This is a genomic window from Burkholderia sp. Bp9142 (assembly GCF_003853415.1).
Taxonomy (GTDB): Bacteria; Pseudomonadota; Gammaproteobacteria; order Burkholderiales; family Burkholderiaceae; genus Burkholderia.
Genome location: NZ_QTPP01000015.1, coordinates 12061 through 38616, shown reverse-complemented (window position 1 = coordinate 38616; position 26556 = coordinate 12061). Strand labels below are relative to the sequence as shown.

The following is a 26556-nucleotide window of genomic DNA, read 5'->3' as shown; positions in this document are numbered from 1 at the left end:
TTTATATTTAGTATTCGATGCGAATTTTATTTATACGAATCGCAGCAACCGATCACCAAGACACGGCGCGCCTTCCAAAACCCGAAGTCGCCGAGCCAATCAGTCAAGGATTCACCACCGCGGCATCTCGATATTCATCGCGCAGTTTCCACTTCGCCAACTTGCCAGTCGGCTCTCGAGGGAGGTCGTCTCGAAAGACAAATCTCTGAGGACACTTCACTCCGCCCAATGCGTCACGCACGAAGCGCCTGAGTCTTTCAGCAAGATCGGCTCCGGCAACCGATGAGTCGCTCGGCTTGACGACCGCCATGACACGTTCACCCATCTCCTCGTCCGGCACGCCAATGACGGCGACATCGTCTACTTCCGGATGCCCGATCAGGACGTTTTCTATTTCCTGAGGATAGATATTCACCCCGCCGCAGATGATCATGAAGGACTTCCGGTCGGTCAGATACAGATACCCGTCTTTATCGACTCGCCCGATGTCGCCCAGCGTCGCCCATCCCCGAGCGTTGTGGGCCAGCCGCGTCTTCTCCGGATCGTTGTGGTACTCGAACGTCGGACCGTCGGCAAAATAGATGTCGCCAATCTCGCCGGCAGGTAATTCATTGCCATCGGATCCCACGATCTTGAGCGTCCCCAAAATCGCGCGACCAACGGATCCCGTTTTTTCCATCCACTCGTCTGCCTGAATGGCCGTGATTCCGCACATTTCCGTACCAGAGTAATATTCGTGAACGATCGGCCCCCACCAATCGATCATTGCCCGCTTGATCGGAATGGCGCATGGACCCGCTGCATGAATGGCCGCGCGCAATGTCTGATGACCATAACCCGCTCGAACCTCCTCGGGCAATTTCAGCAATCGGACGAAATGCGTCGGAACCCAGGTCGCGTGTGTGATTCGATATCGCTCGACAAGCGCCTGGGCCTGCTCCGCATCGAACTTTTCCATGATGACGACTGTACCGCCCAGACGCTGCACGGTCAGTGCCCAGCGCAGCGGCGCTGCGTGATACAACGGCGAAGTGGACAAATAGACGGTATCGTCGCCCATGCCGTATAAGTTCCGGCCCATAGTCATCAACGCTGTTTCCTGTCCCAGCGGACCGGTAGGCAATGGCGGCTTCACGCCCTTCGGGCGTCCCGTCGTTCCGGATGAATACAGCATGTCTCCGCCAGGGCTTTCGTCGGCGATGGTCGTATCCTGTTCCAGCGTGCGCAATTCGGTAAAGCTCGTTCGTGCCGGGCCCGAATACAATACGGTCACGTTCGTGTCGGACAGGCGATCCGCGGCCAACTCACCGAGTTCCGTCAACGAGTCGGACACGATCAGCACCCGAGCGCCGGAATCACGCACGATATACGCAATGTCGTTGGGCGAAGCCTTGGTCGACAGGCACGTGAGGTAAAGACCTGCACGCTCGGTCGCCCACGCGATCGTGAAAATATCAAAGCCGTTCTCGAGCACCACGGCGACCACATCGCCACGCTTCAGCCCCAGCGAACGCAGCAGATGAGCGCCTTGATTTGCCAGCCGATCCAGTTCCCGGTAACTGAGCGCCTCCCCTGTCTCTCCGAGAATGCAGGCTTGTTTCTCCGGCGCGGTCGCCGCATGAATAGTCGGATGCATGTTCCGTCCCAGTAGATTGCCGTTATGTGTGACGCACTTATCAATTGACCCGGCGGGCGCGTCCGGTTGGCGCATCGCCCGCACGCCTCCCGCTGCGCACGATCAAGGAATGAGAACTGCCTTGACGCACGCACCGTTCGCCTGATCGGTCGCCGCGTCGTTGATGCGCTCGAGCGGGTATGTCCGGATCAGCTTGTCGAATGGAAATCGCCCCGCCCTGAAGTGTCCGATCAACTCCGGAATAAAGTTATCCAAATCACTGTCTCCTTCGACAATGCCGTGGATGCGATGGCCATATGTGATCAGTGACGCCAGATTGACCGGCACCGCGCTATCCGGATTCGGCGGGACGCCAACGAGGCCAAGCAGGCCTCGGCTCCCGAGCGACGCAAGTGCCGCCTGAACGACGAACTCTCTACCGCTCGATTCAAAGGCAAAATCAACACCCGAAGGGGCGATCTCGCGAATTCTGCCGATCACGTCGCTCTCCGCCGGATCGATGACATGGTGCGCACCGAGTTCGAGCGCCAGCTTTCGCCGGGAAGCCATCGGCTCGACCAGAATGATCGGACTGCAACCCTGGATCAATGCGCCCATCACGGCGGCAAGCCCCACCGGCCCGCCACCGAAAATGGCAATTGACGAACCGGAAGGGCACGCCATCGAGCGCATCACGCCTCCCGCGCCTGTCTGCAATCCACACCCCAGCGGACCGAGAATTTCGAGCGGGAGAGACGTGTCGTCTATCTTGACGACATTGCGCTCCCGCGCGAGCGCATGACTGGCGAACGAGGATTGACCGAAGAAATTCGACGAAACCCGTTCATCGCCGATCTTGATCGCGGTTGTTCCATCGCTCCTGCTTCCCGAGTAATTCCGCATCGGAAATGCGCAGCAATATGAGGGCATGTGCTTGCGGCAATTGCCGCAAACGCCGCAACTGTCGAAACTCACGACGACGCGGTCGCCAGGCTTGACCTTCGTCACGGCGGAACCAACCCGCTCGACATGGCCCGAGCCTTCGTGTCCCAACACGGCTGGCAGTGCGATGGGAATGAATTGATCGCGTGCCACGAGGTCCGTATGGCAAAGACCGACGCCGGCGATCTTCACCAATACTTCGTCAGCACGTGGCTCATCGAGAATCGCACTCTCGATCGTGAATTCGGTGTGCGCATTTCGCGCAATGGCTGCCGTGATTTTCATTGGGGATGTGTCCCAAGGTGATGTGTCGATATGACTTCTTGATTCAGCCCGATCCGGTAATCCGGCGAACTTTCATCCAAGCGACACGACGACTGATTTCGGTTCAAGATAAGCGTCCAGCACTTCCATGCCGTTCTCTCTTCCCAGTCCGGAGCGCTTCATGCCACCGAACGGAAAGGCGGGGTCGGCGAGCAACGCGCAATTGACGAATACCGTGCCCGCCGATAGTTGTTCCGCCACTCGGTGAGCGGCGCCAACGTCACGCGTCAAGACATGCGCGGCCAGTCCGTAGTCGCTGTCGTTCGCCAACGTGATGGCCTCATCGATATCGTCGAACGGTGCGGCCACCAGAATCGGACCGAATATTTCTTCTCGCATCACTTCCGCGTTCTGCGGGACATCGCGCAATACGGTCGGTGCGAAGAAGTAGCCGTGGTCCGGCAAGGCGACAGAAGGCGCTTCCTGCTTACGCACGCCTTCGGCGTATGCACGCGACAGAAATCCCGACACGCGCTCGCGCTGCCTGGCACTGATCAACGGGCCGATCTGGCTGGAAGGATCGGAACTGACGCCGATCTTCAGTGCAGCTGCGAAGGCAGCAATACCTTCAAGCACCTGTTCATAAACGTCGCGCGCCACGTAGAGTCGCGAACCCGCATAACAGACCTGCCCCGCGTTGAAGAAGCAGGACATGGCTGCTTCCGGGATGGCCCGGGACAAGTCCGCGTCCTTGCAAATGATGGTCGGTGACTTCCCACCAAGTTCGAGCGTGACCCGTTTGATGTCCGGTATCGAGGCATCGAGTATGGCTTGCCCGGTTCGAGTCGATCCCGTGAATGCGACCTTCGCAACGTCCCGATGCGCAGCCAGCGCTGCCCCTGCGTCGCGCCCACCTGTCACGACGGAGAGCACACCGGGTGGCAGGCCGGCGGAGCGCGCTATTTCCGCGACGCGCAGTGCCGTCAACGGTGCCTCGGGCGAGGGTTTCAGGACGACGGTACATCCCGCCGCAAGCGCGGGCGCAATCTTCCACATCGCCAGCACGAGAGGAAAGTTCCACGGCGTAATCGCAGCGACCACGCCGACGGGTTCCCGGCGCGTATAGACGTGGTAATTGCCCGGCGATGCCGCCAGCCTTCCCGCGTGCCCCATGAGCTTGGTCGGCCAGCCGGCGAACACCCTGAGCCAATTGATGGCGGCAGGAATATCCACCGTCTGCGCGATGGAGATCGGCTTGCCGGTGTCGAGCGCTTCCAGCTTCGCCAGCCTGGGCAAATCCGCCTCCATCGCATCGGCAAAGCGATGCAGCAACTGCTCGCGCGCAAGCGGCGTAATACCCTGCCACGCGGGATCGCGAAAGGCGGTCTTGGCCGCAGCGACGATCGCGTCCACATCAGCCGCACTGGCATCGGCAACATGTGCGATCACACGGCCGGTACACGGATCCTCGTCGATGAAGGTTGCGTGCGTGTTCAATCGCGCCTCACCGGCACGTAGCGACATGTCCGGAAGCTCAAGATCTTCAAATACGTTCATGACGGTTCCTTTGCGTGGCTGAGTCGACCGCAAGTACCTGCGGTGTTCGCTTGAGGGGAGCGGAATACCGACACGATCGCTAGCTCCCGGCCCAGCGCGGGGCACGCTTTTCCGCAAAGGCTCGGGCGCCCTCCAACGCATCATTCGACGCCAGCATCGCTTCCATGGCGGGATAGTTCCACTCATCCTTCAGCGCCTTGTCGAGCGGTGTGTCGAGTCCACGCAATACCGCCTCCTTGATTGCCCTGATCGACATCGGGCTGCACGCAAGAATCTCGTTCGCCCAACGAAGCGCTGCCGCCAGCACGTTCCCTTCCACGACCTCGTTGACGAAACCCAGCGCTCGGCCCTCGGCCGCTGTCACCCGCCGCCCCGTCAACATCATGCCCATGCTGTGCTTGAGGCCGATCGCTTGCGGCAACCGCTGGATACCGCCGGCAAGCGGGGCGAGCCCCACTCGTCCTTCCGGCAACGCGAATACCGTATGCGATGACGCAACGACGATGTCGCAAGCCAGCGCGAGCTCGAAGCCGCCGCCCATGGCAACACCATTGACGGCGGCGATGATCGGTTTGGTCAGGTCGAATCGGGCTGTCAGTCCGCCGAATCCGCCGCGAGGCGTAACCAGGCCACCACCGCTTGCCTGTTGCTTCAGATCGTGCCCCGCGCAGAATGCCTTTTCCCCCGCGCCAGTGAGAATCGCGAGCCATTGTTCATCGTCTTTGGCAAACGCATCGAACGCATGCTGCATTTCCTCGTGCGCGGCAGCATTCAGCGCGTTGTGAGCCGACGGCCGATTGATCGTCACGATGGTCAGCCGCTCATCGTGCTCGACCGTAATGAACTCGTATTTCAAGACACACTCTCCTTATTCGCCTGAACAAAACCGGACAGCCGGCAGTTGATGACTGCCTCCGCCTCGGCGACGATCCGCTCGATCAGGACCGCACAGCGCGGAACGTCGTCGATCAGCCCCTGCACCTGCCCTGCCCAGATCAAACCGGCGTCGATGTCGCCGGTCTCCAGTGCCTGACGCCCGCGCGCGCCGGACACGAGTGACCGGATATCCTCGAACGTGCAACCCGCCGCGGCCGACAGCTCGACGACTCTGTCCGACACGCTGTTGCGCGCGACACGTCCGGTGTTATGAAACTTGCGAAGAACCAGATTCGTGGCCCGCTCGTCGTTGTCGACAAGGAATTGCTTGACCGCCGCATGAATCGGCGCCTCGACCGTGGCGCAAAAGCGCGTGCCCATGTTTACGCCCTCGGCCCCGAGTGCCAGTGCGGCGGCCAGCCCGCGCCCGTCGGCAAAGCCACCGCTCGCGATCATCGGCGCGCGAATCTTCGCGGCAGCCGCCGGAATGAGAATCAAGCCCGGGACATCGTCCTCCCCGGGATGCCCCGCACATTCGAACCCGTCAATCGAAATGACGTCGACGCCCATCTTTTCCGCCGAAATCGCATGTCGTACCGACGTGCATTTATGAATGACGGTGATGCCGTGCGCCTTGAATTCGTCGACATGCTCTTGAGGCCGACTTCCCGCAGTTTCGACAATGCGAATCCCGCTTTCGATAATCGCGCGCCGATACTCGCCATATGGCGGAGGAGTGACGGATGGCAGAATGGTGAGATTCACCCCGAACGGCTTGTCGGTCATCGAGCGACACCGTTCGATCTCGCGGCGAAGATCGTCGGGGCTGGGTTGCGTAAGCGCGGTCAAGATACCGAGCCCACCGGCGTTCGATACCGCGCTCGCCAGCTCTGCACGGCCGACCCACATCATGCCGCCCTGAACGATCGGGTGCCGGATGCCAAGCAATTCGGTCACACGTGTTTGCAAGGCCATGTCACAAAGCCTCCACAATGGTCACGTTCGCGATGCCGCCGCCTTCGCACATCGTCTGAAGGCCATATTTTTTGCCCCTGGCGCGAAGTGCATGAATCAGCGTTGCCATCAGCTTGGTACCGGATGCCCCGAGCGGATGCCCTAACGCAATCGCACCACCGTTGACATTCAGTCGTGCCGGGTCCACATCGAGCGCCTTCTGCCATGCCAGTGGCACCGATGCAAAGGCTTCATTGACCTCGTACAAGTCGATGTCGCCGATGGCCAGCCCCGCCCTTTTCAACGCACGGCGCGTCGCTTCGATAGGCTCCTCGAGCATGATGACCGGATCGCCCGCGGTCACGGTCAAATCGACGATGCGTGCAATGGGCGTCAGCCCATAGCGCCGCAGCGCCCTCTCGCTCACAACCAGTGCGGCCGAAGCACCGTCGCAAACCTGACTCGCGTTTGCCGCGGAAACGATACCGCCCTCCGTCATCGACTTCACCGCGCCGATCGCCGCGAGCGACGCATCGTGGCGAATTCCCTCATCGACGACATGCCTTCCTGCGTCAATCGCCAGCGGAACGATTTCCGCGTTGAAGGCACCCGACGCCGTTGCCTGGCTCGACCGGCGATGGCTTTCGAGCGCATAGCGGTCGAGATCGTCACGGTCGAGTCCATACTTGCGCGCGAGCCTCTCGGCGCCTTCGAACTGGCTGAAGGAATCCACGCCAAAACGGTGACGAATACGCTCGCTGAAAGGACCGGCGCCAATGCCAGCCTTCTCGTGCAGCGAGAAATTCGAAAACATCGGCACGCGACTCATGCTCTCGGCGCCTGCGGCAATAACGACGTCCTGCGTGCCGGACATTACCGCCTGCGCTGCAAAATGCACGGCTTGTTGAGAGCTGCCGCACTGCCGGTCGATGGTCACGGCAGGAACGCTTTGCGGCAAGCGTGACGCCAATACCGCATTGCGAGCGAACGCAAACGACTGCTCGCCCGCCTGCGTCACGCAACCCAGGATCACATCCTCGACCGCCGCTGGATCGATGCCCGAGCGATCCACCACTGCATTGAGCACCTCTGCGCCCAGATCGGCAGGATGCCAGCCGAGCAATTTCCCGTTGCGACGGCCACCGGCCGTGCGCACCGCTTCAACGATATAAGCTTCAGCCATGTTCGGCTCCAGTGTGAAAATCGGGTTGACGTTTCTCGATGAATGCCCGGATGCCTTCTCGTGCCTCCGCACCGGACCCAAGCGATGCGATGCTGCGAGATTCGCGCTCGAGGTGCGCCTCGAACTCGCCATGAAACGATTCGACGAGCAGGCGTCGCACACTTGCAAGGGCCTTCGTCGCCGACGAAGCCAGGGTTCGAGCCAGTTCGCCGCCTTCGCTAGCCAGCCGTGCGTCGTCAACCGCACGGGTAATGAGCCCCATCGATTCGGCGTCCGCCGCTGCAACACGGCGATTCAACATCACCAGTTCCTGCGCTCGCCGCATTCCGACCAACCGAGGCAGATGCCAGCACAATCCTCCGTCCGGACTCAGGCCCACTGCTCCATATGCCGGTGTGAGATGAGCGGATCGCGCGGCCAGAACGATGTCACCGGCGATTGCCAGGCTCAGTCCGGCACCCGCTGCCGGTCCGTTGATCAGCACCAGGAGCGGCTTTTCCATTCGCATCAGGCGGGAAATCGCGAGATGCAGTGTGCCCGCAAGCTCGCTCAGAAAAGCCGAGATGTCGCCGCCCGCTTCGGAAAACGATCCGAGATCGCCACCCGTGCAAAAAAATCGACCACTCCCGGTCAACACGACGCATCGAATTGCAGGATCGTGATCACAGCGAATCGCCGCTTGCAGAAGCGCCCTGGCCAGCGGCAAATCGATGGCATTGCCCGAATCGGGCCGATTGAGCGTGAGCGTCGCAATCGCATGCTCCACGGTCACGGTGAGACCAACGTCATTCATTGACAATCCTTCATCGCTCGATAACCGAGCTCGGCAAGCCTCGGAAAACTCTTCGCGCGTTCGTACGCGTGCGCCGACTTGGCCGTACCGCGCACGACCCGCCCTTGAATGCCGTGAAAAATCGCGGCCAGCCGGAAAAAATTGAACGCGATATAGAACGGCCAGTCCGGAATATCCCTGCGACCCGTGCGCGCGCAGTAAGCGTCCACGTACGCTCGTTCGCTCGGAATGTTGAGCGCCACCAGGTCGGCTCCCGCGAGCCCCGCGACGATATCGGGCGGCATCCGATACATCATTGCGTGATAGGCGAAATCAGCCAGTGGATGGCCGATCGTCGATAGTTCCCAGTCGAGAACCGCGATGACACGCGGCTCGGTCGGATGGAAGATCAAGTTGTCGCAGCGAAAATCGCCATGCACGATCGCCGATGAATCGTTGTCGGGCGAATGGCCGGGCAGGCACTCGACCAACGCATCCATGTGGGGATCGCGTCCGGCTTCAGCATCGTCGCGATACTGGCGAGACCAGCGATCGATCTGCCTTGCAAAGTAGTTTCCGGGCTTTCCGTAGTCGGCGAGATCGATTGCACGAGGGTCGATGCGATGCAAGGACGCAATCGCGTCGTTCATCGCATCGAAATAGGCCGGACGCACATCGTGTCCGATCTCCGGGAAAGTCGCGTCCCAGAAGATTCGGCCGTCGACCAGTTCCATGACATAGAACGCGCTGCCGAGCACCGTGTCGTCCAGGCACAGGCCAAGTACCTTCGGCACCGGATATCCGACGGCGCCGAGGGCACTCTGCACGCGGGCCTCGCGATCAACCGCGTGCGCCCCCTTCAGAATCGGGCCCGGCGGCTTCCGGCGCAGCACGTAGCTTCGATTCCGCGTGTCGATACGGTAGGTCGGGTTCGACTGTCCGCCCTTGAATTGCGCAACCTTGAGCGGTCCGCAAAAATCGTCGACGTTGTCTCGCATCCAGCGTTCGAGCGCCGCCTCATCGAATCGCATCGCATGTTGCACCGCCGTGATGCCCGCATTCTCGCCCTGCCCCAGAATATTCATATGTGGCGGCTCCAGTCTCGTTTAATGGTCTTCGCGATCGACCATTTGTGAACCTCGGTTGGGCCGTCATAAACGCGAAACGCCCGGATCTCGCGAAATACTTGTTCCACGATCGTGTCTTCGGTCAATCCGCTTCCACCCATTACCTGAACGCAACGATCGGCCACACGCATCAGCGCCTCGCTCACGGCGACCTTGGCTATCGAGCTTTCCGTTACGCCGCGCGAACCGGCGTCCAGCGCGTCCGCACACCAGTCGATCATCAACGTCGCCTGTCGCAGATCGATCGCGTTCTCCGCCAGCATGAAACCGACACCCTCGTGATCGACGAGCAGCTTGCCGAACGCCATCCGGCGATTCGCATAATCGACGGCGATCTCGTTCGCGCGCAGGCATGCGCCATACCACCGCATGCAATGCGACAAGCGGGCGGGCGCCAGGCGAATCTGCGCATAGCGAAAGCCTTCGCCGGCCTCGCCGATCATCTGACTGGAGGGCACGCGCAAATTGTCGATCCTGACGATCGCATGCCCCCCCGGCATCGAACTGTCGATCGTGCGCGGAATACGCTCGATCGAGATGGACGGATTCGGAAGCGCGATCGCGAACATGCACGCCCCCTCTGCCGAGCGGGCCATGACGATGCCGACTGTCGCACCTTCAGCGCCAGTAATGAACGCCTTCCGCCCGTTGATCACCCACGCGTCGCCATCTCGCTCGCATGTCGTGATCATCATCGACGGGTCCGAACCGGCCCCGCCGTCGGCGGCCGGCTCTGACATGAAGAACGCCGAGCGTGCCTCGCCCGCGACGAGGGGCACCAGGAACCGCGCTTTGATCGCATCACTCCCGATCTTCCCCAGCAGGTACATGTTGCCTTCGTCGGGCGCCGCGGTATTGCATGCCAGCGGTCCAAGCGGCGACAATCCGGTGCGCGCAAGCACGAGCGCGGTGCCACGCTGGCTCAGGTGCTCGCCATTGGGGAGAACGTGCGGCGTCAATACGCCAGCATCGCGTGCCATGGTCCGCAATTCGCGGACCAGTGCATCGGTCGGGCACCCGTGATGATCGCGCCGGCCGTCATGCTCGTACGGTACGACGGAATCGCGGACGAATCGCTCGACTCGATCTGCGATGACAGCGGCCTTGTCGTGGTCGGCGAACGTCATCTCGGTGCCATCCGGATAGCGCCATCGAGACGGATAACTTCGCCGTTCAGCATCGAATTCTCGACGATCGTTTGTACGAGCTGCGCAAACTCGTCCGGTTGTCCGAGGCGACTCGGAAACGGCACTTGCTTGCCGAGCGAATCCTGGGCCTCCTGAGGCAAGCTCGCAAGCAGCGGGGTAAGAAAAATCCCCGGTGCAATCGTCATCACACGAATGCCGTATCGAGCAAACTCGCGCGCAACAGGAAGCGTCATCCCGACAATGCCGGCCTTGGAAGCAGCATAGGCCGGCTGACCGATTTGCCCATCGAAGGCCGCCACGCTGGCGGTATTGATGATCACGCCGGTCTCTTCGCCAATCGGTGCTTCGGCATGCAGGCGCGCCGCAAACCGGGCCAGCACGTTGAAGCTTCCAAGCAGATTGATGTTGACGATGCGTGAAAAATCCTTGAGCGGCAGCGCGGAACCGTCGCGTCCGATAACCTTGGCAGGTGCACCGATTCCTGCGCAATTGACAAGGATCCGCGCTTTGCCGTGCAATTGCTCGGCTTCGTCCAGAACCGCATCGACGGCCACCTCATCGCAGACGTCCGCAGCGGAGAAATGCGCGCCGATCGATTCCGCGTGAGCTCGACCCAACGTCTCATTCACATCGAGAATCGTGACTTTTGCCCCGGCACTCGCCAATCTCTTCGCCGTGGCGCCACCCAGTCCCGAAGCGCCACCTGTCACGATTGCCGCCACACCTTTGATCTGCATCCGCTGCCTCCTGTTTGATGATCCAGCTATTTCTTCATCCAATTGCCAATGCGCCAACTCGCCAATCGGCATCGAGCGATCTCTCACTCGCCTTCGCAACGAAAATCGACAATTCCTTTCACATATACTTTTTTAAAAAGTAATCCTATATTTATTGATTCGTGAATCCTCTCGGAAGCGATTCTTATCAGGGCCGGTAAACGTCGACGAAATCGCGACAGTGCTTCAATGCGGTCCGCGCAGCGCGTGAATCAGGCGCCAGCGTCATAAACGCGTGTGGGACACCCTCCGCACGATGCAGTTGGACAGGCACACCTGCGCGCAGAAGTTGAACCCCATATTCCTCGGCCTCGTAAGCGAGGAGATCGGCACCCGCCGTGATGATCAGCGCGGGCGGCAGCCCCGCTGGACTTCCGAGCGCGGGAGCAAAGCGCGGATCGCGCCGCATGGAGCGATCGGGTACGGCAAGATCGTAGTACGCGGCGATGTCGTCACGCGTCATAATTGGCGGTTCGAAATCGTGCAACGCCGCGCCGTCCGAATCGCCGGATACGGCCGGATAAAGCAGGATCTGTCCGGCCAGACGAGGACCGCCCGCATCCCGCGCCATATGCGCCACGACTGCTGCCAGATTCCCGCCAGCACTGTCGCCCGCGACGAACAGGGGGCCTGACGGTTCGACGGCACGCAGGAATGCCCACGCATCCTCTGCCGCAGCCGGGAACGGATGTTCGGGAGCGAGCCGATACTCGACCGACAGCACCCTCGCTTCCATCGTTTCAGCAAGCGTACGGGCGAAGAAGTCGTAATCCGACACCGAACCGATCACCCAGCCACCGCCGTGATAAAAGACGATCGTCCCCGTCACGGAATGGGGTAAGTACTCGCGCCCCCTCACGCCGCCGAACTCGACATCACGAACTTGCTTCAATTCGGGGCCGCCGGTCGGTGACAACTGCGATAGCAACGCACGCATTGCCGCCGGACCGGCGGTACGAATCGTCGGCAGACCGGGATCCGAAAGTGCTTTGACGAGCGGCTCGAATTCCGCATCCAGTTGAGGACAGTTCATCTTCATTGCATGGCTCCATCGGTTGACCGCTCAGCCTCATTGGCGCGCATCACGAACTTCTGCACCTTGCCGGAGGGCGTTGTCGGCAAGACATCGACCAGACGAACGTATGTCGGCACCTTGTAGTGGGCCAGTTGTCCGCGGCAGTATGCGATGACGTCCTCGCTCGTCAGGCCGGCACCGGCGCTGGGAACGATCCACGCACAGACCACCTCGCCGAATTTGCGATCGGGTACACCGATCACCGCGACATCGACAATCTCGGGATGCGTGTAGAGATATTCTTCGATCTCCCGCGGGCTGATGTTTTCGCCACCGCGAATGATCATGTCTTTGGCTCGTCCAGTGATGGCAACGAATCCTTCTGCATCCATCGTCGCGAGATCGCCGGAATGCATGAAGCCATCAACGTCGATCGCCGCAGCCGTAGCAGCCGAATCGTTCCAGTAGCCGCTCATGACCGAATAGCCGCGCGTACAGAGTTCACCCTGAACGCCGCGCGGCACGATCTGACCATCCGTGTCGACGATCTTCACCTCCACATGCGGCATCACTCTTCCAACACTGCCGATACGGGTTTCGAACGGATCGTCCGGCAGCGTTTGCGTACTGACCGGGCTGGTCTCGGTCATCCCGTAAGCGATGGTGACGTCGCGCATGTTCATGCGCTCCATGACGCGACGCATGACCTCGACCGGACAGGTCGCGCCGGCCATGATTCCGCCGCGCAGCGAACGGAGGTCGACGCGCAGGGTCTCAGCCAATTCGAGCATCGCGATGAACATCGTCGGAACGCCATAGCAGTGCGTGCATTTCTCGGTTTCGATCGCTGCCAACGTAGCCAGTGGATCAAATCCGGCAGCGGGGTAAATCATCGTCGCGCCGCGTGTAACGCACGCCAGATTGCCCATGACCATGCCGAAGCAATGAAACAGCGGGACCGGTATGCACACACGATCACCTTCCTGAATTCCCGCGCGCTCGCCGACGCTCGCGCCGTTGTTCAGTATGTTTCGATGAGACAGGGTGACGCCCTTTGGACGCCCGGTCGTACCGCTCGTGAACTGTATATTCACTGGATCGGTCGCTAATGGCGCGACTGTCTGCAACGGCGAAAAATCGTCCGAAAACAGGCTGTCGAATGTCAGCCAGCCCCGAGGCGCTCGTGCGCCGAGCATGACTCGCCACTCGAGATCCGATGTGTCGATAGCCGCCAACTCCTCTGCATAGTCGATTTCCTTGAAGCCGGGCGCCGACACGATCGCCCGCGCGCCAGACAAGTTCAGGACATGCGTCAACTCCGAACGACGATAGGCGGTATTGAAGGTGACGAAGACAAGACCAGCCCGCGCCGTCGCGAACTGCAGCAACGTCCACGCGGCAGAATTCGGCGCCCAGATCGCGACGCGGTCTCCAGGTACCAGGCCGAGGCGAAGCAACCCGGCAGCAAGCCGATCGACTTCCCGATCAAGCGCGACGTAGGTATAACGCAACCTTTCGGCGCGGGACACGAGTGCCTCGTGCTCGGGCCAGCGCCGGGCGGCCATGCGCAACGCCTCGCCAATTCCGAATTCCAATAGTGGCGAATCGACTGATCCAGCTTCGAAAGAGATGTTTGATTTCATCGAGTACCGACTCCCATAGAGTCACGTAAGCAGGGGCGATCGACGTTTTATCCCTATGCTTCGCATTCCTTATTTACACGACGATTAAATGTGTTATCGGATACCCCGATCTCAGCGTATCGTCAAACCTCGGAATGTCCCTGTAGCACGCCATGCCTCGAGGAGCGCAGTGAATGCGACCGAGCCATGGCCATAGTGGTCTGCGATCAACCCCTTCGAGACATCTCCTTCGCCGCTGTAATACCCAGGCGTGCAACTCTCCAGGAATGCACGCTTTGCGAGCGAGCTTTCGTAGATCGTCTGCACCCACTCCTCTTCTGCTTCAGCCGTGGCCTCGATCCGGGTGAGTCCCTTTGCCCTGGCTGCGGCAATCACACCGATGATGTGCTCCGCCTGTTCGGCAAGCATGTCGGTGACGTTCGGCTTGAATCCCGATTGCCCCTGAGCCAGCATGAAGAAATTCGGAAATCCGTGTACGAAAAAGCCGTGCAGACTGCGATTACCCTGCGCGTAGTGCTCGCTGAGCTTGCGTTCGCCCGTACCGATTACCTCGAATGCGGCGCGCCTGGTGTAAGCGGTTCCTACTTCGAAGCCCGTCGCGAAGACAATGCAGTCGACCTCGTGTTCCACGCCATCGAATACGATGCCCGTCTCGGTAATCTCATCCAGCCCCCGGCCCTGAGTATCGACGAGCGTGACATTGGGCCGGTTGAAGGCCGGCAAGTAATCATCATTGAATGTCGGGCGCTTGCAAAACACCTGATACCACGGCTTCAAGGCTTCGGCCGTAGCCGGATCGCTTACCAGCTCGTCAACGCGCTTTCGCAGCTTCTCGCCTTTGCGAAAGTCCGCGATCTCCGAAAGACGAGCCATTTCCTGAGGTGGCAACGACGAGCCGTCACGCGGCAACCACGAGAGCACCATGTCGCGAAACAACTCGGTCCAGCCATCCTGGACCAGATCGCGTTCCGCCCACAAGCCGGAAATCAGAACATTGAAGTTGTCCATTCGCTCCCGCTGCCAGCCTGGCACGAGCGACCGGACCCATTCGTAATTGGTCGGACGATTGCCACGGACGTCGACCGTGGACGGCGTGCGCTGCACCACGAACAAATGGGCGGCATCACGCGCAACATACGGCACACATTGAATCGCCGTCGCTCCGGTGCCGATGACCGCGACTCGCTTGTCCACCAGCCCCGTCATTCCGCCACGGCTGTTGCCTCGGGTGTATCCGTAATCCCACCGGCTCGTGTGAAACGTCTTGCCCACGAATCGATTGATGCCGCGGATACCCGGCAATTTTGGCCGGTTGAGCGGGCCGCTGGCGCTGAAGATATATCGTGCCAGGATGCTGTCGCCACGGTCAGTGGTGACGTGCCAGCGCCCTGCTCGCTCCTCCCATTTCATGCGTGTTGCCTGGGTCTGGAAAAGCGCGCGCTCGTACAAGCCGAAGTGCTGCCCGATTCGTTTGGCCTGGCCAAACAGTTCATCGGCGTGAGCGTACTTCTCGGTCGGGACATAACCCGTCTCCTCGAGCAGCGGCATATAAATATAGGATTCGATGTCGCATTGCGCGCCCGGGTAACGATTCCAGTACCAGGTCCCGCCGAAGTCGCCGGCCTTCTCGACGATCAGGAAATCCTCGATGCCGATCTTGAGCAGATTGGCCGCCGTAATGAGACCACCAAAGCCCCCGCCTACAACGATTGCCTCGACAGTGCGCTCGACCGGCTCGCGAACCAAGGGTTGCTCGACATAAGGATCATCGATGTAACGGGAGAACTCACCATTCACTTCCGTGAATTGCGCGCTGCGCTGCGGATGAGTGCGCTTTTCGCGCTCATCGGTGTACTTTTTCCGCAGCCCCTCAATATCCAGCCCGGCGCCGGGATCCACGTCGGAAATGCAAAGCGTGTCCGTGATCGTCATCATCTGTCTCCTTTCTCAGGCGTTGTCCGACGGTGCCGACCGTGCGGTTGTCCGGGACGCCTTTTGGTGTCATTCGTGGCAGGAGCACTGATGATAGGACGGGGAAAATCGATTATTCTTGACCGATCACGACAATACGATGGCTGATCACGACACTCCGTGTTAACCTGGAGGCCTGTCGTACGCACTCGCGCGGATCGTCTGAACCAATTCACGCAACCCGGCACCGAATTGTCGCCGCAGGAATCGGCTCGCGGCGCTCGCTTCGCTATATCCGAGCCGGAATGCGAGCCGGGTGAGTTGTGGCTTGCGCTCGGTCAGCGCATATTGCTCCGCGATCTGCTTGCGGACCTGTTCGAGCAGCAGGGAAAATTCCGCGCCTTCTTCGGCTAGTCGCCGCTGGAGGGTACGCGGTGTCATGCCTGCAGCGGTAGAAATGTGTTCGAGCGTCGCTCTGCCTGACGATAGATGCTTCGTAACCAGTTGCGACACCCGAGATGAGACGGTGCCTCCGTGGGCTTCTTCGAGCGTTCCGATCTGGCGCTCGAGATAATCCAGTAGTTGAGCATTGCCTCGGACGGATGGCGTATTCAGGTCACGTGGTCGAACGAAATATGCCGATCGCTCGGCCCCAAACTGGACGTCGCACCCGAACGGCGATAAGTGGCGACGCCCGCCAATGGGCTCCGGGTGCTCCAGTTCGATGCGAACCGGCGCCCACTTTTCACCCATGATCATCCTCATGATCCGGATCGACAGCATCATAGTGCTTTCGATGAACTGGGTACCGCCATAATGCGCGGGGATCGCCAGCATATGTCTGATCATGACCTCGTCACCCTGCCGCTCGACCGTCACGTTCAGCGCATCGCTTTCCACGTGCAGATAACGCGCGTTGATCCGCAACAACTCCGCCATGGTCGGGCAATGATCCCACAGCAGGCAGAGCACCCCGAATCCATGCAGGTCGGTCCAGTTGGCGAATTCAATACCGAGTGCCGGTCGACGTGCTGCGGCGGCACATACCTCAAGTGCATCGACAATTCCATGTGCGGGAATTCGATCCTGTGTTTCGCTCAGTGCGAGAATCTCGCGCAGGTCATCGTCGAATATGTCGTCCAGCGAAAGACCACTAACCTTGGCGTAACGCGTGAACTGCCGCATCGTTCCGGCGTCCGCCGTCATGACTTCGTCGCGGTTGGCAGCGTGCTTCATTGTGTGATCTCGAAAATGGCCGGAATGTCGTCACCCGATATTAGCTAGACATTACGCTATTCAAAGCGGACATCTTACGACAGCGAGTCACGGAGCATGTCCTGCACCCTACATCAACAGGATCTCAAGTGCGCCACGCGGCTGATCCGAAGTGAATCTGAGCGAGACGATGCAGTCCGTACATGCGCGCCAGTGTCGGATCACGACTTGAACAGGAAACGCACTTTTGCCGTGTCCGCGCCGAGCAAGTCTGACAGACGATCGCCCCATTGCTGCCATGCGTCGCGCATTTGCGCACCATAATCGAACTGCAGATAAATCCGATCAAGCGGATCGTTACGCGCGTGGTTCAGACATCGATGCACGATGCTCTCAGCAATACCAAGCGACTGCATCATCGTTCCACAGGTACGACGCAGGTCATGGCATTTCCACTGACCACCCGAGACAATAAGCGCATCCGTTGCGGTCGTACGATTTTCGGTCGATGCCCCCTTCCCGCGTTGCCGATCACGGATCGCCTTGCACGTTGTGTGGATAGTGACGTGCGGAATCTTACCCTGTTGCGAGGGAAATACGTATTCGCGCCGCACGTCGTCCTCAGGCCATCCTCCGCGCACAATCTGCAGTGCCGCGAACTGCGCAAGGACAAAATCGGAAAGATGAATCGTAATCGCCGCGCTTGACTTCGTGCGCTCCTTGGGAATCGTCCACGTCCGTGCCTTGAAGTCGAGATCAGCCCATCGAGTCACGAGCGTTTCACCGACACGCGTTCCGCAAGCAAGCATCACCCATACCGCTGACTCAATGGAACGCGGAAGCCGTGCAGTTGGCATAAGCTCACCGAGCGCGCGAATTTCATCGTCCGACAGCGTCCGATGGCGGTCGTTGTCACGTACCGGGTCGTAATCGCCTGCAACGACATCCTCTTTTGCGAGCGCGAGCACATCACAATCGATCAGCAAGCGTTTCCACGGCTGGTTGCGCTCGCCCCATCGAATCATTTGCTGGACGGCCCCCAATACCTCGACTGCGCGCCGGTTGTATCCCGCATCGGAAATCGCGGTAAGCAACGGCAGAACGTTCGAGGCAAACACGCCTGCAATCTTGTGTGAACGGAGGGCCGGCAGCACATGTTTTTCCATCGCGCCTCGAAGCATCCTGCCGCCATCCTTGCGGCCTTTCTTACCGCGCTTCTTGTTGACGGTCGCGAACCACGTATCAAACATATCGCCGAACGTGAGCTCCGCTGTCGCCGCTTTTTCAACTTTGGCCTGATGTTCACGCTTCTTCGCTTCGAGATAGTCCACACCGTCGCGTGCCTGTGAACGGATCGTCGCCGCGGCTGCGCGTGCCTCCTCTAGCGACAACTCTCCCGCAGTCATAGTGCGCCCCCATGCCTTGCCGAGCGGCTTGTCGCGTTGCTTGCCATTGATGCTGACGCGGACGAGCCATGTTTTCGTGCCATCCGGGCCGATGCGCAGGAAAAGCCCCCGCCCATCCGAGAGGAAATACAGCTTTCCGATCGCCTTCGCGGCTTCGATTTGTCTAACCGTCAGAGCACCCATGATCGCCCTCCTTTGAATATCGCAACCAGGTCGGCCCGCGCGTCTCTAAGCAGAGCCTACCTCACTTCGCAAACACTAAAAAAACACTAAAAAGCGGCGGCTCGTGGAGGATTTCCGTAGAACTTGGCGGACCATCAATCCCCCGCAAACCCTTGTCAGACGGGGCTTTGATGGATTTCGACGGACCTCGCCGGATCACCCGGAAAACCATCACAAATCCTTTAACTTTCCGTGAGGACTTCGACACCGGCCGCTGCCTACTCTGTGCGCATGTTTTCAGGACCTGCTTCCAGGAGCCCATCATGCCCACCCGCAGACATCTGCTGTTCGCCGGCGCCACCGGCCTCGCCGCGCTCGCGGCGCTGTCGTCGGCCGGCCGCCGCGCGCTGGTCGGCCGTGCTTTCGCCGCGCCGCCCGCCGCCCCCGGGTCGGCCGCCACACCGATGGCCACCCCGTTCGAAATCACCCGCACCAACGCCGAATGGCGCCGCCGCCTCACGCCCGCGCAATACACGGTGCTGCGCGACGCCGGCACCGAGCCGCCGTACAGCAGCCCGCTGAATGACGAGCACCGCCGCGGCACGTTCGCGTGCGCCGGCTGCGACCTCGCGCTGTTCTCGTCGAGCACCAAGTTCGACAGCCACACCGGCTGGCCGAGCTTCTGGAAGCCGCTCGACCACGCGGTCGCGACCGAGGCCGATGCGTCGTACGGAATGGCACGCACCGAAGTGCACTGCCGCCGCTGCGGCGGCCATCTCGGCCACGTGTTCGACGACGGCCCGCCGCCCACCGGCCTGCGCTACTGCATGAACGGGCTCGCGCTCGCCTTCCATCCGGCCGCCGCCTGACGGGCCGCCGCCTTCCTGAACGACCGGAGACTGCCCCATGCTGCTCATCGTCCTCGCCTATCTCGGCGGCGTGCTCACGATCCTGAGCCCGTGCATCCTGCCCGTGCTGCCATTCGTGTTTGCGCGCGCCGACCAGCCGTTCGTGCGTACCGGCCTGCCGCTGCTGATCGGCATGGCGCTCACGTTCGCCGTCGTCGCAACACTTGCCGCCGTCGGCGGCGGCTGGGTCGCGCAGGCCAACCAGGCCGGCCGCTGGCTCGCCATCGTGCTGCTTGCGGTATTCGGCCTGACGCTGCTGCTGCCGCGCTTCGCCGAACACCTGACGCGCCCGCTCGTCGCGGCCGGCAACCGGCTCACCGGGTTCGCGCAGCGCGACGGCCGCCCGGCGGGCCCCGCATCGTCGCTCCTGCTCGGCGTCGCGACCGGCCTGCTGTGGGCGCCGTGCGCGGGCCCGATCCTCGGCCTCGTGCTGACCGGTGCCGCGCTGCGCGGCGCAAGCGTCGGCACGACGCTGCTGCTGGTCGCGTATGCGGCCGGCGCGGCGACGTCGCTCGGTGTCGCGCTCGTGATCGGCGGCAAGGTGTTCGCCGCGATGAAGCGCTCGCTTGGCGCCGGCGAATGGGTCCGGCGCGGGATCGGCGCGGCGCTGCTGGCCGGTGTCGCCGCGATCGCGCTCGGCCTCGATACGGGTGCGCTCGCGCAACTGTCGACCGTCACGACGGGCGGACTCGAGACGAAGCTCGTCGACCGGCTCGGCGGGCGCTCGAATGGCGCGCCGACGGCAATTTCCGCGACGGGCAATGCCGCCAGCGGCAACGGCGACGCGGCAGGCGCCGCGATGATGGCCGCGACGACCGATGCCGCACCGGCAGCCGGCAGCGCAATGATGCGCGCCGCCGACAGGACGCCCGCGACGCAGGCGCGGGCCACGCTGCCCGTCGAAGGCACGCTCCCGTCGCTCGACGGCGCGGTGCAGTGGCTGAACTCGCCGCCGCTGACCGCGGCCGGCCTGCGCGGCAAGGTGGTGCTCGTCGATTTCTGGACGTATTCGTGCATCAACTGCCTGCGCACGCTGCCGTACACGACCGCATGGGCGCACAAATACGCGAAGTACGGGCTCGTCGTGATCGGCGTGCACGCACCGGAGTTCGCGTTCGAGCGCGACATCGGCAACGTGAAGAAGGCCGTGCACGACCTCGGCATCGACTACCCGGTCGCGATCGACAACGGCTATGCGATCTGGCGCGCGTTCGGCAACGAATACTGGCCCGCGCACTACTTCGTCGACGCGCAGGGGCGGATCCGCCACCACCACTTCGGCGAAGGCGAGTACGCGCAGTCGGAACGCGCGATCCAGTCGCTGCTCGCCGAAGCCGGCCACCCGGAAGCGCTGAACGTGCCGCTCGGCCTCACCGGCGCACCCGCGAAGGGCGCGCTCGCGGCGGCCGACAGCGCGGACGTCCGCTCGCCGGAAACCTATGTCGGCTATGCGCGCGCGGAAGACTTCACGTCGCCGGGCGGCGTCGTGCGCGACGCGGCGCACCGCTACGACGCGCCCGCGCAGCCCGGCCTGAACGACTGGGGCCTCGCCGGCACGTGGCAGGTCGGCGCCGAGCGCGCGACGCTCGCCGCGCCCGCCGGCAGGATCGTCTACCGCTTCCATGCGCGCGACCTGCACCTCGTGCTCGGCCCGGGCGCGAACGGCAAGCCGGTGCGCTTTCGCGTGACGCTCGACGGCGCGGCACCGGGCGCGGCACACGGCGCCGACGTCGATGCGCAGGGCTACGGCACCGTCACCGGCCAACGCCTGTACCAGCTGGTCCGGCAGCCGGGCGCGATCGCCGACCACACGTTCTCGATCGAGTTTCTCGACCCCGGCGTCGATGCGTATGCGTTCACGTTTGGTTGAACGCAGACGCAGTTCCGGACGCAGCCCGATCACCTTATCCCGTCCCGCATTTCGAAGGAGCAAATCATGATCCCGACATCCACTCCCGATCCCGCACCGCGGCGACGGGCGGCCATGCTGCGCCGCATCGGCGCGCTCGCCGTCGCGGCCGCCGCCGTGTTCGGCTACCAGCGCGTCGTCAGTTCCGCGGAACCGATGCGCACCGTGCCCGCGCCGACGCTCGACGAAACCCCGGGCGCGTCCCACGAGGAAGCGGCCGTGCTCGCCGGCGGCTGCTTCTGGGGCGTGCAGGGCGTGTTCGAGCACGTGAAGGGCGTGAAGCAGGTCACGGCCGGCTATGCTGGCGGCGCATCCGAAACCGCGCATTACGCGATGGTCGGCACCGGGCTGACCGGCCATGCGGAATCGGTGCGCATCGTCTACGACCCGACGCAGATCACCTACGGCCGGCTGCTGCAGGTGTTCTTCTCGGTCGCGCACGATCCGACCGAACTCGACCGTCAGGGCCCCGACGAAGGTTCGCAATACCGGTCCGCGATCTTCCCGACCACCGCGCAGCAGCGAGCGGTCGCAACCGCGTACATCGCGCAGCTCGGCACCGCACACACGTTCCCGGCGCCCGTCGTCACGCGCGTCGAGGCGTACAAGGGCTTCTATCCGGCCGAGGCGTATCACCAGAACTACCTTGAGCTGCATCCCGACGCGCCGTACATCGCGTTCAACGACCTGCCGAAGGTCGCCGGGCTGAAGCAGCGCTTCCCCGCGCTGTACCGCGCCGACGCGGTGCTGTGGCGCGACGCCCGCCAGTGACGGACCGCCGGCCGTGCGGCGGGTACGCGGCCGGCCCGCGCCGCCGGGCGCGTTTGCGCTGCATCAACGAAACACATGCCGGCCCGACCGGGCAAACCCGCAATGCATCAGCTTCGCGGGCCAACTTCGCGTAGACTTCTCCAGATCAGCTCCCCGCCGCGACCCGCGGCGCCCGGAACGCTTCAGCCCGCCAGGAGGCGTCACGCATGCGCGCAGTGCCTTTGCCTGACAGCAGTGCTCTCGAAGAACCGTCCACCGGCTCGGTCGTGCGCGACCTGCGCCGCGTGCCCATCCATCCCGATCACTGGTATCCGCTCGCGTGGTCGCGCGAGCTCAAGCGCGGCCAGACGCTCGGCGTGCGCTTCGCCGGCGATCCGATCGTGCTCGTGCGCACCGAATCCGGCGCCGTGTATGCGCTCGAAGATCGTTGCGCGCACCGCCAGGTGCCGCTGCATGCGGGCGTCGTGACCGGCGAAACGCTGCGCTGCTGCTATCACGGCTGGACCTACGCGTGCGACAGCGGCCGCTGCGTCGACGTGCCCTACCTCGGCCGCGAGCGCCTGCCCAACGGCGTGCGCGCGTATCCGTGCCGCGAAGCGCACGGTCTGATCTTCGTGTTCCCCGGCGACGCGACGCTCGCCGACGAACGCCCGTTCCCCGCGCTCGAATCGGCGGACGACCGCGCATTCAAGACGCGCCGCTTCGGCCGCGAGGTCAAGTGCCACTACTCGTTCATGCACGAGAACCTGATGGACATGAACCATCAGTTCCTGCATCGCAAGCAGATGGGGCAGATGCGCGCGCGCAGCATCGGCCGGCGGCGCGGCGACGACTGGGTCGAGGTCGACTACACGTTCGCGCGGATGGAAGGCAAACAGCCGGTCGGCGAGGCGCTCGTGTTCGGTTCGAGCAAGAAGCCCGGCGACCAGGCCGACAAGAGCGTGATGACGGTGCGCACCGGCTACCCGTACCAGACGCTGCAGATCCGCTCGAGCGAAGGCACGCTCGTGATGGACCTGTGGATCGTCTACGTGCCGCTCGACGCGCAGCAGCGCACCAACCGCACGTTCGGACTGCTGTCGATCCACAAGCCCGGCATTCCGTTCGCGCTCGATCTCGCGTGGCCGCTGCTCGTCTGGTTCACCGAGCGGATCTTCCGCGAGGATCGCTGGATCGTCGAGCGCGAGCAGGAAGCGCACGACCGGCAAGGCGCCGACTGGAATCACGAGGTGTTCCCGGTCATCAACGAACTGCGCGACCTGCTGCGCCAGTGCGGCGCGCGCACCGTGATCCCGATCCGCGAAGCGAACGCGGGCGACGCGCGCTGACCGCCGCGGCGCGCGCCCGCTTTCGCCCGCTTTCGCCCGCTTCGCGCTCGCTCAGCCGGTGCGCTCGACCGGATGCGGTTCGCGCAGCCGGTTCGCGATGCGCGCGGCCTCGTAGTAGCCGGCCGCGGGCGGGCGCTTCAGGTAGCGGCCCGCGCCGCGCACTGCACGCAGTTCGCCGTCGGCCCATGCGAGCGCGCCGCGTGTGAGCGTGTGCGTCGCGACGCCCTGCACCGTCATCCCCTCGAACACGTTGAAATCGACCTGCTGGTGATGGGTCTTCACCGAGATCGTCTTCGTCGCGGCCGGATCCCAGACGACCAGGTCCGCGTCGGCGCCGACCTGCACGGCGCCCTTGCGCGGATACAGGTTGAAGATCTGCGCGGCGTTCGTCGACGTGATCCGCACGAACTCGTTCGGCGTGATGCGGCCGTGATTCACGCCGTGATGCCACAGCACCGACATGCGGTCCTCGACGCCGCCGCAGCCGTTCGGGATCTTCGTGAAATCCTCGCGGCCCATCGCCTTCTGCGATGCGCAGAACACGCAGTGATCGGTCGCGGTCGTATGCAGCTGCCCGGCCTGCAGCCCGCGCCACAGCGCCTCGCGATGCTCGGCCGAGCGGAACGGCGGGCTCATCACGTGCGCGGCCGCACGCGTCCAGTCCGGGTCGCGATAAACGGCTTCGTCGATCACCAGGTGGCCCGGCAGCACCTCGCCGAACACGCGCAGCCCCTCGCTGCGCGCGCGCGTGATCGCATCGACCGCGTCCTTTGCCGACACGTGCACGATATACACGGGCACGCCGAGCACCTGCGCGATCCGGATCGCGCGGTTCGCGGCCTCGCCCTCGACCTCGGGCGGCCGCGACAGCGGATGCGCCTCCGGCCCCGTTATCCCGCGTGCGAGCAGCGCCTGTTGCAGCCGGAACACGAGCTCGCCGTTCTCCGCGTGCACGGTCGGCAGCGCGCCGAGTTCGAGCGAACGCGAGAAGCTGTTCACGAGCACTTCATCGTCGGCCATGATCGCGTTCTTGTACGCCATGAAGTGCTTGAAGCTCGACACGCCGTGCTCACGCACGAGCGTGCCCATGTCGCGGTGCACCGATTCGTCCCACCAGGTAACGGCCACGTGAAACCCGTAGTCGGCCGCCGCCTTCTCGGCCCAGCCGCGCCATTCGTGGAACGCGTCCATCAGCGGCTGCTTCGGGCTCGGGATCACGAAGTCGATGATGCTCGTCGTGCCGCCCGACAGCCCCGCGGCGGTGCCCGAATAGAAATCGTCGCTCGCCGTCGTGCCCATGAACGGCAGCTCCATGTGCGTATGCGGATCGATGCCGCCCGGCATCACGTACTGGTCGTGCGCGTCGACCACCGCCGCGCCGGCCGGCGCGTCGATCGTCTCCGCGATCTGCAGGATCGTGCCGCCGTCCTGCGGGTCGGCACACAGTACGTCCGCGCGATAGGTGCGGTCTGCATCGACCACGGTGCCGCCGCGAATCAGGATTGCCATGTCGTTGCCTCCTCGTTGACTGTCGGATGCCGCATGCGTTCGCGCATCACGCGCTCGCGACCTGCGCGCGCTGTGCGGCGCGCCACTTCATCCAGGTGCCGTACACGCCGGACGCCAGCACGAGGCCGACGAACCACGCATACGTGTAAAGCGTGTTGAAGAATACCGGTACGTTCGGAAACGACGCCGGGAATGCGGTGTGCAGGAAGCCCGGCAGGTTCGGCAGCACGCCGATCGCGAGCGCAACCAGTGCGGCCGGGTTCCAGCCGCGCGCATAGCTGAAGTCGCCGCGCTCGTCGAACAGTGCGTGTGTATCGAGCCGCGTGCCGCGAATCAGGAAGTAATCGACCATCATGATGCCCGCGACCGGCCCGAGCAGCGCCGAATAGCCGACGAGCCAGGTGAAGATATAGCCGTCCGTCGTCGCGAGGATCTTCCACGGCATCATCACGATCGCGATCGTCGCGGTGATCATCCCGCCGGTGCGATACGAGATCGCCTTCGGCCACAGGCTCGAGAAATCATAGGCAGGGCCGACGAGGTTCGCCGCGAGGTTGCAGCACATCGTGTCGAGCGTGAGGATCACGAGCGCGATGCCGACGCCGATGCCGGTCATCCGGCTCGTCAGGTCGATCGGATCCCAGATCGCGTTGCCGTAGATCACGACGGTCGCCGACGTCACGACGACCGACACCACCGACAGCAGCGCCATCGGCAGCGGCAACCCGATCGACTGCCCGATCACCTGGTCGCGCTGCGAATGCGCGAAGCGCGTGAAGTCGGGAATGTTCAGCGCAAGCGTTGCCCAGAAGCCGACCATCGCGGTCAGGCCTGGCCAGAACGTCGCCCAGAAGAGTCCCGCCTTCTTGCCGCCCGCGACGAACTGCGACGGCGCCGACAGCATCGAGCCGAAGCCGCCCGCCTGCGACGTCGCCCACCACACGAGCGCGATGCACATCACGACCTTGATCGGCGCCGACCAGCTCTCGAGCCAGCGGATCGAATCGGTGCCGTGCAGGATGAAGTACAGCTGCAGCGCCCAGAACGCGAGGAAGCACGCGAGCTGCCCGAACGAGATGCCGACGAGCGGCAGCGCAGCGCCGTGCAATGCGTTGCCGGTCAGGATGTTCAGCAGCGTGTAGATCGCGCTGCCGCCGAGCCAGGTCTGGATGCCGTACCAGCCGCACGCGACGATCGCGCGCAACAGCGCGGGCAGCTTCGCGCCCTGCGTGCCGAACGACGCGCGCACGAGCACCGCGTACGGAATCCCGTGCTTCGCGCCCGCATGGCCGATCAGCAGCATCGGCGCGAGCACGATCAGGTTGCCGAGCAACACCGTCAGCACGGCCTGCCACGGCGACATGCCTTCCTGGATCAGCCCGGCCGCGAGCATGTACGACGCGATGTTCATCACCATCCCGACCCACAGCGCCGCGAAGTGGTACCACTTCCATGTGCGCTGCGCCGCGGTCGTCGGCGCGAGGTCGTCGTTGTACAGGCTGCCGGCCGGCGCCACGGCGCTGTCGGGATCGGCGGGAATCGCTGCTGGTTTCATCGGAACGCGC

At 62.9% G+C, this 26556-nt stretch carries 21 protein-coding genes; 4 read left to right on the top strand and 17 right to left on the bottom strand.

Annotated elements, in window-relative coordinates:
- Positions 1–103: 103 nt before the first annotated feature.
- From DIE22_RS18340 to DIE22_RS18270, 15 genes are all read right to left on the bottom strand, one after another.
- On the bottom strand, positions 104–1636 hold the full coding sequence (locus DIE22_RS18340) for an acyl-CoA synthetase (RefSeq protein WP_124605745.1): 1533 nt from the start codon (positions 1634–1636) through the stop codon (positions 104–106).
- 102 nt (positions 1637–1738) lie between these two features.
- A complete protein-coding gene (locus DIE22_RS18335) occupies positions 1739–2842 on the bottom strand; it encodes an NAD(P)-dependent alcohol dehydrogenase (RefSeq protein ID WP_124605744.1) in 1104 nt (367 codons plus the stop codon).
- A gap of 72 nt (positions 2843–2914) precedes the next feature.
- A complete protein-coding gene (locus tag DIE22_RS18330; protein WP_124605743.1) occupies positions 2915–4378 on the bottom strand; it encodes an aldehyde dehydrogenase in 1464 nt (487 codons plus the stop codon).
- A 79-nt stretch (positions 4379–4457) separates the two neighbouring features.
- Positions 4458–5234: an enoyl-CoA hydratase-related protein gene (locus DIE22_RS18325; protein WP_124605742.1), complete on the bottom strand. Its 777-nt coding sequence runs from the start codon at positions 5232–5234 to the stop codon at positions 4458–4460.
- A complete protein-coding gene (locus DIE22_RS18320; protein ID WP_311767749.1) occupies positions 5231–6223 on the bottom strand; it encodes a nitronate monooxygenase family protein in 993 nt (330 codons plus the stop codon). Before DIE22_RS18320 ends, DIE22_RS18325 begins: the two co-directional genes overlap by 4 nt.
- A gap of 7 nt (positions 6224–6230) precedes the next feature.
- Positions 6231–7391: an acetyl-CoA C-acetyltransferase gene (locus DIE22_RS18315; protein ID WP_124605740.1), complete on the bottom strand. Its 1161-nt coding sequence runs from the start codon at positions 7389–7391 to the stop codon at positions 6231–6233.
- The gene (locus tag DIE22_RS18310) at positions 7384–8184 is read right to left on the bottom strand and encodes an enoyl-CoA hydratase/isomerase family protein (protein ID WP_124605739.1); all 801 of its coding nucleotides are present in this window, start codon (positions 8182–8184) and stop codon (positions 7384–7386) included. Before DIE22_RS18310 ends, DIE22_RS18315 begins: the two co-directional genes overlap by 8 nt.
- Positions 8181–9248, bottom strand: a complete 1068-nt coding sequence (locus DIE22_RS18305; protein WP_124605738.1) for a phosphotransferase — start codon at positions 9246–9248, stop codon at positions 8181–8183. The genes DIE22_RS18310 and DIE22_RS18305 overlap by 4 nt, the downstream gene beginning before the upstream one ends.
- The gene (locus DIE22_RS18300; protein WP_124605737.1) at positions 9245–10417 is read right to left on the bottom strand and encodes an acyl-CoA dehydrogenase family protein; all 1173 of its coding nucleotides are present in this window, start codon (positions 10415–10417) and stop codon (positions 9245–9247) included. Before DIE22_RS18300 ends, DIE22_RS18305 begins: the two co-directional genes overlap by 4 nt.
- Complete coding sequence (locus DIE22_RS18295; protein ID WP_124605736.1) at positions 10414–11175, bottom strand: SDR family NAD(P)-dependent oxidoreductase; 762 nt, start codon at positions 11173–11175, stop codon at positions 10414–10416. The genes DIE22_RS18300 and DIE22_RS18295 overlap by 4 nt, the downstream gene beginning before the upstream one ends.
- A 187-nt stretch (positions 11176–11362) precedes the next feature.
- On the bottom strand, positions 11363–12253 hold the full coding sequence (locus DIE22_RS18290; RefSeq protein WP_221623892.1) for an alpha/beta hydrolase: 891 nt from the start codon (positions 12251–12253) through the stop codon (positions 11363–11365).
- Positions 12250–13872, bottom strand: coding sequence for an AMP-binding protein (locus tag DIE22_RS18285; RefSeq protein WP_124605735.1), 1623 nt, complete (start codon positions 13870–13872; stop codon positions 12250–12252). The genes DIE22_RS18290 and DIE22_RS18285 overlap by 4 nt, the downstream gene beginning before the upstream one ends.
- Before the next feature lie 111 nt (positions 13873–13983).
- The gene (locus DIE22_RS18280; RefSeq protein WP_124605835.1) at positions 13984–15804 is read right to left on the bottom strand and encodes an NAD(P)/FAD-dependent oxidoreductase; all 1821 of its coding nucleotides are present in this window, start codon (positions 15802–15804) and stop codon (positions 13984–13986) included.
- Positions 15805–15966: 162 nt separating this feature from the next.
- Positions 15967–17019, bottom strand: coding sequence for an AraC family transcriptional regulator (locus DIE22_RS18275; protein ID WP_124605734.1), 1053 nt, complete (start codon positions 17017–17019; stop codon positions 15967–15969).
- 200 nt (positions 17020–17219) lie between these two features.
- Complete coding sequence (locus DIE22_RS18270; RefSeq protein ID WP_124605733.1) at positions 17220–18587, bottom strand: site-specific integrase; 1368 nt, start codon at positions 18585–18587, stop codon at positions 17220–17222.
- A gap of 302 nt (positions 18588–18889) precedes the next feature.
- Between DIE22_RS18270 and msrB the strand changes: the two genes are divergently transcribed.
- The 4 genes from msrB (at position 18890) to DIE22_RS18250 (ending at position 23482) form a co-directional block, all read left to right on the top strand.
- The gene (gene msrB / locus DIE22_RS18265) at positions 18890–19435 is read left to right on the top strand and encodes a peptide-methionine (R)-S-oxide reductase MsrB (protein ID WP_124498400.1); all 546 of its coding nucleotides are present in this window, start codon (positions 18890–18892) and stop codon (positions 19433–19435) included.
- Positions 19436–19472: 37 nt separating this feature from the next.
- A complete protein-coding gene (locus tag DIE22_RS18260; RefSeq protein WP_124605732.1) occupies positions 19473–21344 on the top strand; it encodes a cytochrome c biogenesis protein DipZ in 1872 nt (623 codons plus the stop codon).
- 66 nt (positions 21345–21410) lie between these two features.
- Positions 21411–22154 (top strand): peptide-methionine (S)-S-oxide reductase MsrA, encoded by a 744-nt coding sequence (gene msrA, locus DIE22_RS18255; RefSeq protein ID WP_124605731.1) that lies wholly within the window; start codon positions 21411–21413, stop codon positions 22152–22154.
- Positions 22155–22360: 206 nt separating this feature from the next.
- Positions 22361–23482, top strand: coding sequence for an aromatic ring-hydroxylating dioxygenase subunit alpha (locus DIE22_RS18250; protein ID WP_124605730.1), 1122 nt, complete (start codon positions 22361–22363; stop codon positions 23480–23482).
- Positions 23483–23533: 51 nt separating this feature from the next.
- Here the strand turns inward: DIE22_RS18250 and hydA are convergent, their stop codons facing one another.
- Complete coding sequence (hydA, locus tag DIE22_RS18245; RefSeq protein ID WP_124605729.1) at positions 23534–24991, bottom strand: dihydropyrimidinase; 1458 nt, start codon at positions 24989–24991, stop codon at positions 23534–23536.
- A gap of 46 nt (positions 24992–25037) precedes the next feature.
- Positions 25038–26546, bottom strand: coding sequence for an NCS1 family nucleobase:cation symporter-1 (locus DIE22_RS18240; RefSeq protein ID WP_124605728.1), 1509 nt, complete (start codon positions 26544–26546; stop codon positions 25038–25040).
- Between the last annotated feature and the right edge of the window lie 10 nt (positions 26547–26556).

Excerpts from the sequence above, each read along its gene's own strand:
- DIE22_RS18310 (WP_124605739.1), bottom strand. The coding sequence starts at position 8,184 with ATGAATGACGTTGGTCTCACCGTGACCGTGGAGCATGCGATTGCGACG.
- DIE22_RS18240 (WP_124605728.1), bottom strand. The coding sequence starts at position 26,546 with ATGAAACCAGCAGCGATTCCCGCCGATCCCGACAGCGCCGTGGCGCCG.
- hydA (WP_124605729.1), bottom strand. The coding sequence starts at position 24,991 with ATGGCAATCCTGATTCGCGGCGGCACCGTGGTCGATGCAGACCGCACC.
- DIE22_RS18340 (WP_124605745.1), bottom strand. The coding sequence starts at position 1,636 with ATGCATCCGACTATTCATGCGGCGACCGCGCCGGAGAAACAAGCCTGC.
- msrA (WP_124605731.1), top strand. The coding sequence starts at position 21,411 with ATGATCCCGACATCCACTCCCGATCCCGCACCGCGGCGACGGGCGGCC.
- DIE22_RS18295 (WP_124605736.1), bottom strand. The coding sequence starts at position 11,175 with ATGCAGATCAAAGGTGTGGCGGCAATCGTGACAGGTGGCGCTTCGGGA.
- DIE22_RS18270 (WP_124605733.1), bottom strand. The coding sequence starts at position 18,587 with ATGGGTGCTCTGACGGTTAGACAAATCGAAGCCGCGAAGGCGATCGGA.
- DIE22_RS18315 (WP_124605740.1), bottom strand. The coding sequence starts at position 7,391 with ATGGCTGAAGCTTATATCGTTGAAGCGGTGCGCACGGCCGGTGGCCGT.
- DIE22_RS18335 (WP_124605744.1), bottom strand. The coding sequence starts at position 2,842 with ATGAAAATCACGGCAGCCATTGCGCGAAATGCGCACACCGAATTCACG.
- DIE22_RS18285 (WP_124605735.1), bottom strand. The coding sequence starts at position 13,872 with ATGAAATCAAACATCTCTTTCGAAGCTGGATCAGTCGATTCGCCACTA.
- DIE22_RS18305 (WP_124605738.1), bottom strand. The coding sequence starts at position 9,248 with ATGAATATTCTGGGGCAGGGCGAGAATGCGGGCATCACGGCGGTGCAA.
- DIE22_RS18275 (WP_124605734.1), bottom strand. The coding sequence starts at position 17,019 with ATGAAGCACGCTGCCAACCGCGACGAAGTCATGACGGCGGACGCCGGA.
- DIE22_RS18290 (WP_221623892.1), bottom strand. The coding sequence starts at position 12,253 with ATGAAGATGAACTGTCCTCAACTGGATGCGGAATTCGAGCCGCTCGTC.
- DIE22_RS18280 (WP_124605835.1), bottom strand. The coding sequence starts at position 15,804 with ATGACGATCACGGACACGCTTTGCATTTCCGACGTGGATCCCGGCGCC.
- DIE22_RS18330 (WP_124605743.1), bottom strand. The coding sequence starts at position 4,378 with ATGAACGTATTTGAAGATCTTGAGCTTCCGGACATGTCGCTACGTGCC.
- DIE22_RS18300 (WP_124605737.1), bottom strand. The coding sequence starts at position 10,417 with ATGACGTTCGCCGACCACGACAAGGCCGCTGTCATCGCAGATCGAGTC.
- DIE22_RS18250 (WP_124605730.1), top strand. The coding sequence starts at position 22,361 with ATGCGCGCAGTGCCTTTGCCTGACAGCAGTGCTCTCGAAGAACCGTCC.
- msrB (WP_124498400.1), top strand. The coding sequence starts at position 18,890 with ATGCCCACCCGCAGACATCTGCTGTTCGCCGGCGCCACCGGCCTCGCC.
- DIE22_RS18260 (WP_124605732.1), top strand. The coding sequence starts at position 19,473 with ATGCTGCTCATCGTCCTCGCCTATCTCGGCGGCGTGCTCACGATCCTG.